This window comes from Streptomyces africanus (genome assembly GCF_030816955.1).
In the GTDB taxonomy this organism is placed as follows: domain Bacteria; phylum Actinomycetota; class Actinomycetes; order Streptomycetales; family Streptomycetaceae; genus Streptomyces; species Streptomyces africanus.
Genome location: NZ_JAUSYP010000001.1, coordinates 1796860 through 1807500 on the forward strand (window position 1 = coordinate 1796860; position 10641 = coordinate 1807500).

Genomic DNA, 10641 nt, shown 5'->3' on the forward strand with positions numbered 1-10641 from the left:
GACGCTACCGCGAACCGCTGCGGTACCGTCGACCGCGATGGCCACGATCGAGGAGTGCCGCAGCGCACTCGACAAGCTCTCCGACAACATGCAGCGCGCCGAAGGGGATGTCCGCGACGCCGCGGCCCTGGACCGTTCGGTGAGCTGCCACATCACAGACCTGGACGTCACCTTCGTCGGCCGTATGCGCGGCGGGCGGATCGAGGTGCACGACACCGTGCAGGGACCGCCGCCGGACAAGGCCGAGATCAGGCTCGCCATGACGGGTGACGACCTGACCGCCCTCGTCGACGGCGAGCTGAGCTTCGCCAAGGCCTGGGGCTCGGGCCGGGTGAAACTGCACGCGGGCGTGCGGGACCTGCTCCAGCTCAGGAAGCTTCTGTAGCGACCGCCTTCTCGGCCCCGGTCCCTGCCCCGGCTGCCGCCCCGACGCGTGCCTTCCGCGCCGCCGGCACGACCAGCGGCGTGCCCGTCTCCGGGTCGTCGATGACCTGGCAGCGCAGGCCGAAGACCTCCTCCACCAGGCCGGCCGTCACGATGTCCTTCGGCGCGCCCTCGGCGATGACCCGGCCCTCGCGCAGCGCGATGAGGTGCGTGGCGTAGCGGGCGGCGTGGTTCAGGTCGTGCAGCACGGCGACGAGCGTGCGCCCCTGTTCCTCGTGCAGCTCCGCGCACAGGTCCAGCACGTCGATCTGGTGCTGGATGTCCAGGAACGTCGTCGGCTCGTCGAGGAGCAGCAGCGGCGTCTGCTGGGCGAGTGCCATGGCGATCCACACGCGCTGGCGCTGACCGCCCGACAGCTCGTCGACGTAGCGCTCGGCCAGCTCGGCGACACCGGTCTGCCGCATCGACTCCTGAACGACCCGCTCGTCCTCGGTCGACCACTGGCGCAGGATGCCCTGGTGCGGGTAGCGGCCGCGGCCCACCAGGTCGCCGACGGTGATGCCGTCGGGCGCGATGGACGACTGGGGCAGCAGACCGAGCGTGCGCGCCACCTTCTTCGCGGGCATCGACTGGATGACCTGCCCGTCGAGCAGCACCCGGCCCGCACTGGGCTTGAGCATCCGCGACAGCGCCCGCAGGAGCGTCGACTTGCCGCACGCGTTCGGGCCGACGATCACGGTGAAGGAGTTGTCGGGTATCTCCACCGACAGTTGCTCGGCGATCACCCGCTGGTCGTAGGCGAGGGTGACGTTCTCGGCGGACAGACGGTTCACGGTGCTCCTTCGGTTCTTGCTCATATCCGGCCCGCCTTGCGTTCGGTTACCAGCAGCCACAGCAGGTAGACACCGCCGAGCACGCCGGTGACCACGCCCACGGGCAACTGCTCGGCGCCGAACGCCCGCTGCGAGAGCCAGTCGGCGATGACCAGCAGGGCGGCGCCCATGCACAGGGAGGCCAGCAGGTTGGGGCCGGGCGCACGGGTCAGGCGCCGGGCCAGCTGCGGCGCGGTGAGCGCGACGAAGCTGACGGGACCGGCGGCGGCGGTCGCGGACGCGGTCAGCAGCACGGCCGCCACCATCAGCAGCAGCCGCACCCGCTCCACCCGCACCCCGAGGGCGTACGACACGTCGTCGCCCATCTCCATCATCCGCAGCCCGCGCGCGTTGCACAGGACGAGCGGCACCAGCACGGCGCACAGCCCGAGCAGCGGCCAGACCTGGGCCCAGTCACGGCCGTCGAGGGATCCGGTCATCCACACGACCGCGCGGGCCGCGTCCACGATGTCGGACTTGGTGAGCAGATAGCCGTTGACCGCCGTGACGATCGCGGAGACGCCGATGCCGACGAGCACCAGCCGGTATCCGTGCACGCCCCGTTTCCAGGCGAGCACATAGATGGCGAGCCCGGTCACCAGGCCGCCCACGAGCGCTCCGGCGGCGACCTGGTCGGCGCTCCCGGAGAACAGCACGATCACGGTGAGCGCGCCGGCCGTCGCCCCCTGCCCGAGGCCCAGCACGTCCGGACTGCCCAGCGGATTGCGGGAGATGGACTGGAACAACGCGCCGCCGAGCCCGAGCGAGGCGCCGACCAGCAGTCCGACCAGGACCCGCGGCAGCCGCAGTTCGTTGACGATGAACTCCTGGCCCGCGTTGCCCTCGCCGAACAGCGTCCGCAGCACGTCGGCGGCCGGGATCGGGAAGTCGCCGGTGCCGATGAGCACGACACTCGTCGTGAGCGCCGCGACGAGCAGCAGGAGCACGACGGTCAAGGCCCGCACGTCCAGGCGCACGGAGAGCCCGCCTGGGGTCCGCACAGCACGGTTGGTGGTCTTCACAGCTGCGCCGTCCTCCGCCGTCGTACGAGATAGATGAACACCGGTCCGCCGAGGATCGCGGTGACGATGCCCACCTGGAGTTCCGCCGGCCGGGCAACCATCCGGCCGATGACATCGGCGCCGAGCAGCAGCACGGGCGACAGGATCGCCGCGTACGGCAGGATCCAGCGCAGGTCGGGCCCGGTGAAGGAACGCACGACGTGCGGCACCATCAGCCCGACGAACACGATGGGCCCGCAGGCCGCGGTCGCCGCCCCGCACAGCACGGTCGCGGCCAGCATGGACAGCGCCCGCGTCCGGTTCAGGTTGGCGCCGAGCGCCTTGGCGGTGTCGTCTCCCATGGCCATGGCGTTGAGCGGCCGGGACAGCGCCAGCGCCAGGACCACGCCGGCCAGCAGGAACGGCAGGACCTGCCGGATGGTCGAGTCGCTCGCCGAGGACAGCGAACCGACCGTCCAGAACCGCATCTTGCCGAGCGCCGCGTCGTCCATGATCATCACGGCCTGGAGGTAGCCGTAGAGCGCGGCGCTGATCGCCGTACCGGCGAGCGCGAGCCGCACCGGCGTCGCGCCCCGGCTGCCGCCGAGGAACCACACCAGCGCCCCGACCGCGGCCGCGCCGAGGAACGCGAACCAGACGTAGCCGCTGAGCGAGGTGACCCCGAGGTAGGTGATGGCCGTGACGACCGCGGCGGACGCGCCCGCGTTGATGCCGAGCAGTCCGGGGTCGGCCAGCGGATTGCGGGTGAGCGCCTGGAGAACCGCTCCGGCCAGACCGAGGGCGGCACCGGCCAGCAGCCCGAGCACGGTCCGCGACAGCCGCTCCGCGACGACGACGTCGCCGTACGTCCCCGCGTCCTCGAACAAGCCGTGCCAGACCTGCCCCAGGGACAGTTCTTTCGCCCCGATCGCGATACTCGCCAGCGCGACGAGCACCAGGATCGCGACGGCCAGGACGAGCCCGAAGGCACGTATCGCCCGTCGGGTCGGGGGCGCGGGGGCGGTCTCCGCGCGCTGTTCGGGGGGACTGTCGACCAACACGCAGGTTAGGTTAGCCTACCCTGCCATTCGATCTCGATTCCGGAGCCCGACCGCCGCCACGGACACCCGCCGGAGTGTGCCCGCGCACCGCGGATCCAAGCCGGACTCGGAACCACGGATCCAACGGGCACTCAAAGGCCCAGCCTCGCCAGCGACTTCCCCCCGTCCAACTCGCACACCCCCGCACCGGCGGCCGTCCACGCCGCGGCACACAACGCGCGCAACCCGTCCAGCGCCTCGCCGTCCCCGTCGAGCTCCAGCCGGTCCGCACCGGCCATGGCCGTCCAGCCACCGCACCGGAACCCGCCGTCGCCCGCCTCCACGACATCCGGCTGGCCGCTGAGCATCCCGCGCAGATCGGCGTCCACATACGTCGGCCGGTGCTGCGGCGGCGCCGCCAGCAGCTGTGCGCCGTCCGTCACCCCGGTCAGGACGAGCAGCGAGTCGACGTCCCCGTTGAACGCGCCCTCGATGTCCGTGTCCAGCCGATCCCCCACCACCAGCGGCCGCTCGGCCCCCGTCCGCAGGATGGTCTCCCGGTGCATCGGCGGCAGCGGCTTGCCCGCGACCTGCGGCTCGGCGCCCGTGGCGATCCGCACGACCTCCACCGCCGCGCCGTTGCCCGGCGCGATCCCACGCCCGCTCGGAATCGTCAGGTCCGTGTTCGAGGCGAACCAGGGCACACCGCGCGCGACCGCGTAACTGGCCTCCGCGAAACGGCCCCACGGCAGCTCGGGACCGCCGTACCCCTGCACCACCGCCGCCGGATCGTCGTCCGCCGACTCCACGGGCACGAGCCCGCGCTCGCGCAGCGCCACCCGGAGCCCCTCACCGCCGATCACCAGCACGCGGGCGCGCCGCGGCACCTGCTCGCTGATCAGCCGGGCGACGGCCTGCGCCGAGGTGATGACGTCGTCCGCGCCCGTCGGTATGCCGAGCTCCGTCAGATGCCCGGCCACCGTGTCCGGAGTCCGCAGCGCGTTGTTGGTGACGTACGCCAGGCGCATCCCGCCCGATCGGGCCGTGGCCAGCGACTCGACGGCGTAGGCGATCGCGCTCCCGCCCGCGTACACGACACCGTCCAGATCGAGCAGCGCCGTGTCGTACGCCTCGCTCAGGGCCTGCCCACTGCCCTCGGGCCTCGTCCTGACGCTCCGGCTCATCCCGCATCGCTCCTCGTTCGACGGCTTTCCCCCGATCATCCCCCATGCCACTGACAGCCGTACGATGCCGGGATGAACACAGCAGGTCACTCGGAAGCAACGGAGCGCCGAGGCCTGGAACTCACCCCGTTCCGAGGCCTTCGCTACGACCCCGACCGGGTCGGCAGCCTGGCCGCAGTGACGTCCCCGCCGTACGACGTCGTCGTCCGCCCCGACGGAGTGCACCATCTGCAGTCCGCCGACCCGTACAACATCGTCCGTCTGATCCTCCCCCAGGCCGCCACTCCCAGCGCCCGCAACGACCAGGCCGCGCAGACCCTGCGCCGCTGGCTGTCCGAGGGCGTCCTGACCACCGACCCCGACCCCGGCCTGTACGTCTACGAGCAGCGGGACGGCGACGGCATGCTGCAACGCGGCATCATCGGCGCCCTGCGCGTGTCGGACCCGGCCGAGCAGGTGGTGCTGCCGCACGAGGACGTCATGCCGCACATCGTCGCCGACCGCGCCGCCCTGATGCGGGCCACCTCCGCGAACCTCGAACCCCTCCTGCTGACCTACCGCGGCGACGACTCGACGACCGCCACGGCGGACCTGATCGAGCGCACCGCCGAACAGCCACCGCTCCTCGCGACCACCACGGAGGACGGCTTCAGCCACCGCCTGTGGTCGGTCACCGCCCCCGCCGACCTGACGACGATCCAGAGCGACCTGGCCCGTCACCAGGCCCTCATCGCGGACGGCCACCACCGCTGGGCGACCTACCGCCGTCTCCGCACGGAGCACGCCTCCCCCAGCCCCTGGGACCACGGCCTGGTCCTCCTGGTCGACACGGCCCGCTACCCCTTGCGCGTCCGCGCCATTCACCGCCTCCTGCACGACCTGCCGGTCGTCGAGGCCGTGGCCGCCCTGGACGGCCATTTCCGCGTGCGCCGCCTCGAAGTCCCGCTGCCCGAGGCCCTGGAGGCACTGGCGGACGCGGCCTGCGCGGGCAACGCGTTCCTGCTGGCCGGCGACGGCGCCTTCCACCTCGTCGACCACCCCGACCCGGACCTCCTGGCCCGCACCATCCCCGCCGACCGCCCCACCGCCTGGCGCACCCTCGACGCGACGGTCCTGCACTCCACGCTCCTCGACCACGTCTGGCGCATCCCCGAGGACTCCCCCGCGCACATCGCCTACATCCACGACACGGCCGCCACGGTCGCGAAGGCGGAGCGCGACGGCGGTACGGCCGTGCTGATGCACCCGGTCCGCGAGGAGGTCGTCCGCGACCTGGCACGGCAGGGCGTCACCATGCCGCGCAAGTCGACGTCGTTCGGCCCGAAGCCGGCCTCGGGCCTGGTGCTGCGCGCGCTGGACCTCTGACGCGGTGGTCCGGACACACGAAAGGGGCGGATACCGACCGGAATCCGCCCCTTCTGCGCGAGGTCAGTCCTTCTGCTCCTCGGTGGCGTCGCCGCCCTCACCCTCATCCTCGGCCTGGGCCTCGTCCTCGGCCTCGTCCTCGGTCAGGGCGTCCACGAACTCCACCCCGTCCAGCTCGGCGAGCCGGTCCGAGGCGTCCGTGCTGCCGTCCCGGTCGGCCTCGACGGCCTTCGCGAACCACTCCCGCGCCTCGGGCTCCCGCCCGGCCGCCAGCAGCGCGTCGGCGTAGGCGTACCGCAGCCGCGCGGTCCACGGCTGCACGGAGTTGGAAGCCAGCTCCGAGCTCTGCAACGTCACGATGGCCGCGTCCAGCTGCCCCATGTCCCGCCGCGCACCGGCCGCGACGAGCCGCATCTCGACCTGCCCGGCCTTGTCGAGCTTGTGCACCTCGGGCGCCCCGGCCATGTCCAGCGCCTTCTCCGGCCGCCCGAGCCCACGCTCGCAGTCGGCCATGACAGGCCACAGGTCGATGTTGCCGGTCATCCGCTTGGCGGCCCGGAACTCGGCCAGCGCCTCGCCGTACTTCTGGGTGGCGTACGCGGCGAACCCGGCGGCCTCCCGCACGGCGGCGACCCGCGACGCCAGCCGCAGCGCCACCCTGGAGTAGCCGTACGCGCCCTCGGGGTCCTCGTCGAGGAGCCGCGCGACCATCACCAGGTTCTTCGCGACATCTTCCGCGAGCGTCTTCGGCAGGCTCTGGAGCTCCTGCCGTACGTCCTTGTCGATCTCCTCGCCCGTGACGTCCTCGGGGATCGGCAGCCGCTTGATCGGCTCCCTGTCCCGCTCCCGCTCGTCACGGAACCGGCCACCGCCACGCCGGTCGTCACGACGGTCGTCGCGCCGGTCATCACGGCCCCGGAAGCCCCCGGGCCGCCCACCGCGATCGTCCCGCCGCGGACCACGCCCACGGTCGTCCCGTCCGCGGTCGTCCCGCCCACGGAAACCGCCGCGATCGCCGCGGGTGTCACGGCTGTCGTCCCGACGGAAGTCGCCGCGCCCGCCCCGGGGGGCGTCGTCGCGCCGGAAACCACCGCGTTCCCCACGGTCGTCCCCGCGACGGTCGTCACGGCGCTCGTCACGGCCGCGGAAACCACCGCGGTCGTCACGCCGGAAGCCACGGTCGCGGTCGTCGCCGCGACGGTCGTCACGGCGCTCGTCACCGCCGCGGAAACCACCGCGGTCGTCACGCCGGAAGCCACGGTCGCGGTCGTCGCCGCGGGGGCCGCGATCCCGGTCGTCACGCCGGAAACCGCGGTCGCGGTCACGGTCGTCCCCACGGAAGCCACGGTCCCGGTCGTCACGGCGGAAATCACGGTCCCGGCTGTCGCGGCGCTCGGGGGCACGGTCGTCGCGCCGGGGGAACCCGCCGCGGTCTCCCTCGCGCCTGTCGTCCCGACGGTCGTCCCGTCGGAAACCACCGCGCTGGCCGCGGTCATCGCCCCGTCGGTCATCACGCCGGCCGTCGTCACGCCGGCCGTAGCCACCGCTGCGGTTGTCGTCGCGGCGGTTGTCGTCACGGCGGAAACCGCCACGGTCCCGGTCGTCCCGACGCTCTCCGCGGTCATCACGCCGGAAGGACGGACGGTCACCGCGGTCGTCCCGCCGGAACCCGCCCCGATCACGGTCGTCCCTGCGCGGCCCTCGGTCGCGGTCGTCACGCCGGCCGTACCCACCACCACGGTTGTCATCACGCCGGAAGCCACCACGCTCGCCGCGGTCGCTCCGCTCACCGCGCTCACCGCGATCGCTTCGGTCGCTTCGGTCGCTTCGGTCGCTTCGGTCGCTTCGGCGGAAGCCGCCACGGTCTCCACGGTCCCCGCGCTGACCGCCGCGGTCGCTCCGGTCCCCCTCCCGTCGCTGCTGGTCGCGCTCCGGTCGGTCGTCGGGAGAGTTGGTGGACATGGTGACTCCTGTCTTCGGTACCGCAAGTCATTCTCGCGCAGCCGGGTGCCCAGCGCGCAGTGCAAAACAAAAAGGACCCCTGGTCCCAGCTGAACGCTGGTGACCAGGGGTCCTTCCAAAGATTGTTCGGCGGCGTCCTACTCTCCCACAGGGTCCCCCCTGCAGTACCATCGGCGCTGTAAGGCTTAGCTTCCGGGTTCGGAATGTAACCGGGCGTTTCCCCTACGCTATAACCACCGAAACCCTAATGGTTTCGAGCGAACAAGCACACTCTTCAATTGTTTGTTCTGCTCAAAGCCGACAACTGTTCGTTGTCTCAGAACTAACACAGTGGACGCGAGCAACTGAGGACAAGCCCTCGGCCTATTAGTACCGGTCAACTCCACACGTTACCGTGCTTCCATATCCGGCCTATCAACCCAGTCGTCTACTGGGAGCCTTACCCTCTCTAGGAGGTGGGAGTCCTCATCTCGAAGCAGGCTTCCCGCTTAGATGCTTTCAGCGGTTATCCCTCCCGAACGTAGCCAACCAGCCATGCCCTTGGCAGAACAACTGGCACACCAGAGGTTCGTCCGTCCCGGTCCTCTCGTACTAGGGACAGCCCTTCTCAAGACTCCTACGCGCACAGCGGATAGGGACCGAACTGTCTCACGACGTTCTAAACCCAGCTCGCGTACCGCTTTAATGGGCGAACAGCCCAACCCTTGGGACCGACTCCAGCCCCAGGATGCGACGAGCCGACATCGAGGTGCCAAACCATCCCGTCGATATGGACTCTTGGGGAAGATCAGCCTGTTATCCCCGGGGTACCTTTTATCCGTTGAGCGACGGCGCTTCCACAAGCCACCGCCGGATCACTAGTCCCGACTTTCGTCCCTGCTCGACCCGTCGGTCTCACAGTCAAGCTCCCTTGTGCACTTACACTCAACACCTGATTGCCAACCAGGCTGAGGGAACCTTTGGGCGCCTCCGTTACTCTTTAGGAGGCAACCGCCCCAGTTAAACTACCCATCAGACACTGTCCCTGATCCGGATCACGGACCCAGGTTAGACATCCAGCACGACCAGACTGGTATTTCAACGACGACTCCACACTAACTGGCGTTAGCGCTTCACAGTCTCCCAGCTATCCTACACAAGCCGAACCGAACACCAATATCAAACTGTAGTAAAGGTCCCGGGGTCTTTCCGTCCTGCTGCGCGAAACGAGCATCTTTACTCGTAGTGCAATTTCACCGGGCCTATGGTTGAGACAGTCGAGAAGTCGTTACGCCATTCGTGCAGGTCGGAACTTACCCGACAAGGAATTTCGCTACCTTAGGATGGTTATAGTTACCACCGCCGTTTACTGGCGCTTAAGTTCTCAGCTTCGCCACCCCGAAGAGTGACTAACCGGTCCCCTTAACGTTCCAGCACCGGGCAGGCGTCAGTCCGTATACATCGCCTTACGGCTTCGCACGGACCTGTGTTTTTAGTAAACAGTCGCTTCTCGCTGGTCTCTGCGGCCACCCCCAGCTCAGAGCGCAAAGCTCATCACCGGATGTGGCCCCCCTTCTCCCGAAGTTACGGGGGCATTTTGCCGAGTTCCTTAACCATAGTTCACCCGAACGCCTCGGTATTCTCTACCTGACCACCTGAGTCGGTTTAGGGTACGGGCCGCCATGAAACTCGCTAGAGGCTTTTCTCGACAGCATAGGATCATCCACTTCACCACAATCGGCTCGGCATCAGGTCTCACCCTCATGTCATCCGGATTTACCTAGATGACGGGCTACACCCTTACCCCGGGACAACCACCGCCCGGGCTGGACTACCTTCCTGCGTCACCCCATCACTCACCTACTAACCGCTTGGTTCGGCGGCTCCACCACTCCCCCTCACTCCGAAGAGATCAGGGGCGGCTTCACGGCCTTAGCATCACGATGCTCGATGTTTGACGCTTCACAGCGGGTACCGGAATATCAACCGGTTATCCATCGACTACGCCTGTCGGCCTCGCCTTAGGTCCCGACTTACCCTGGGCAGATCAGCTTGACCCAGGAACCCTTAGTCAATCGGCGCACACGTTTCTCACGTGTGAATCGCTACTCATGCCTGCATTCTCACTCGTCAACCGTCCACAACTACCTTCCGGTGCTGCTTCACCCGGCAGACGACGCTCCCCTACCCATCACAGCCGGCGTTGGCCGTATTGCTGCAATGACACGACTTCGGCGGTACGCTTGAGCCCCGCTACATTGTCGGCGCGGAATCACTAGACCAGTGAGCTATTACGCACTCTTTCAAGGGTGGCTGCTTCTAAGCCAACCTCCTGGTTGTCTGTGCGACTCCACATCCTTTCCCACTTAGCGTACGCTTAGGGGCCTTAGTCGATGCTCTGGGCTGTTTCCCTCTCGACCATGGAGCTTATCCCCCACAGTCTCACTGCCGCGCTCTCACTTACCGGCATTCGGAGTTTGGCTAAGGTCAGTAACCCGGTAGGGCCCATCGCCTATCCAGTGCTCTACCTCCGGCAAGAAACACACGACGCTGCACCTAAATGCATTTCGGGGAGAACCAGCTATCACGGAGTTTGATTGGCCTTTCACCCCTAACCACAGGTCATCCCCCAGGTTTTCAACCCTGGTGGGTTCGGTCCTCCACGAAGTCTTACCTCCGCTTCAACCTGCCCATGGCTAGATCACTCCGCTTCGGGTCTTGAGCGTGCTACTAAAATCGCCCTATTCGGACTCGCTTTCGCTACGGCTTCCCCACTCGGGTTAACCTCGCAACACACCGCAAACTCGCAGGCTCATTCTTCAAAAGGCACGCAGTCACGAGAATGAAGACAAGT

General features: G+C 68.4%; 8 protein-coding genes and 2 rRNA genes (1 of these 10 only partly in view). 2 read left to right on the plus strand and 8 right to left on the minus strand.

Going from position 1 to position 10641, the window contains the following annotated elements; translation table 11 throughout:
• Window positions 1-37: 37 nt before the first annotated feature.
• The gene (locus tag QF034_RS08435) at window positions 38-385 is read left to right on the plus strand and encodes a sterol-binding protein (RefSeq protein ID WP_307174332.1); all 348 of its coding nucleotides are present in this window, start codon (window positions 38-40) and stop codon (window positions 383-385) included.
• On the opposite strand, the gene QF034_RS08440 is transcribed toward QF034_RS08435, so the two are convergent.
• The 4 genes from QF034_RS08440 to QF034_RS08455 all read right to left on the minus strand — a co-directional run bounded on the left by QF034_RS08440 (window position 369) and on the right by QF034_RS08455 (window position 4481).
• The gene (locus QF034_RS08440) at window positions 369-1241 is read right to left on the minus strand and encodes an ABC transporter ATP-binding protein (RefSeq protein WP_307174333.1); all 873 of its coding nucleotides are present in this window, start codon (window positions 1239-1241) and stop codon (window positions 369-371) included. The genes QF034_RS08435 and QF034_RS08440 overlap by 17 nt on opposite strands.
• Window positions 1238-2278: a FecCD family ABC transporter permease gene (locus tag QF034_RS08445; protein ID WP_307174334.1), complete on the minus strand. Its 1041-nt coding sequence runs from the start codon at window positions 2276-2278 to the stop codon at window positions 1238-1240. Before QF034_RS08445 ends, QF034_RS08440 begins: the two co-directional genes overlap by 4 nt.
• Complete coding sequence (locus tag QF034_RS08450) at window positions 2275-3318, minus strand: FecCD family ABC transporter permease (RefSeq protein ID WP_307174336.1); 1044 nt, start codon at window positions 3316-3318, stop codon at window positions 2275-2277. The genes QF034_RS08445 and QF034_RS08450 overlap by 4 nt, the downstream gene beginning before the upstream one ends.
• Window positions 3319-3449: 131 nt before the next feature.
• Complete coding sequence (locus QF034_RS08455; RefSeq protein ID WP_307174337.1) at window positions 3450-4481, minus strand: HAD hydrolase-like protein; 1032 nt, start codon at window positions 4479-4481, stop codon at window positions 3450-3452.
• A 72-nt stretch (window positions 4482-4553) separates the two neighbouring features.
• On the opposite strand from QF034_RS08455, the gene QF034_RS08460 reads away from it, so the two are divergent.
• Complete coding sequence (locus tag QF034_RS08460; RefSeq protein WP_307174338.1) at window positions 4554-5846, plus strand: DUF1015 family protein; 1293 nt, start codon at window positions 4554-4556, stop codon at window positions 5844-5846.
• A 63-nt stretch (window positions 5847-5909) separates the two neighbouring features.
• On the opposite strand, the gene QF034_RS08465 is transcribed toward QF034_RS08460, so the two are convergent.
• The 4 genes from QF034_RS08465 to QF034_RS08480 form a co-directional block, all read right to left on the minus strand.
• The gene (locus QF034_RS08465; RefSeq protein ID WP_307179833.1) at window positions 5910-6665 is read right to left on the minus strand and encodes a tetratricopeptide repeat protein; all 756 of its coding nucleotides are present in this window, start codon (window positions 6663-6665) and stop codon (window positions 5910-5912) included.
• Window positions 6557-7708 (minus strand): hypothetical protein, encoded by a 1152-nt coding sequence (locus QF034_RS08470; RefSeq protein WP_307180116.1) that lies wholly within the window; start codon window positions 7706-7708, stop codon window positions 6557-6559. The genes QF034_RS08465 and QF034_RS08470 overlap by 109 nt, the downstream gene beginning before the upstream one ends.
• A 224-nt stretch (window positions 7709-7932) precedes the next feature.
• Window positions 7933-8049: ribosomal RNA gene (rrf, locus tag QF034_RS08475) — 5S ribosomal RNA — on the minus strand.
• Between the two features lie 105 nt (window positions 8050-8154).
• Window positions 8155-10641: ribosomal RNA gene (locus tag QF034_RS08480) — 23S ribosomal RNA — on the minus strand; it runs 638 nt beyond the window's last position.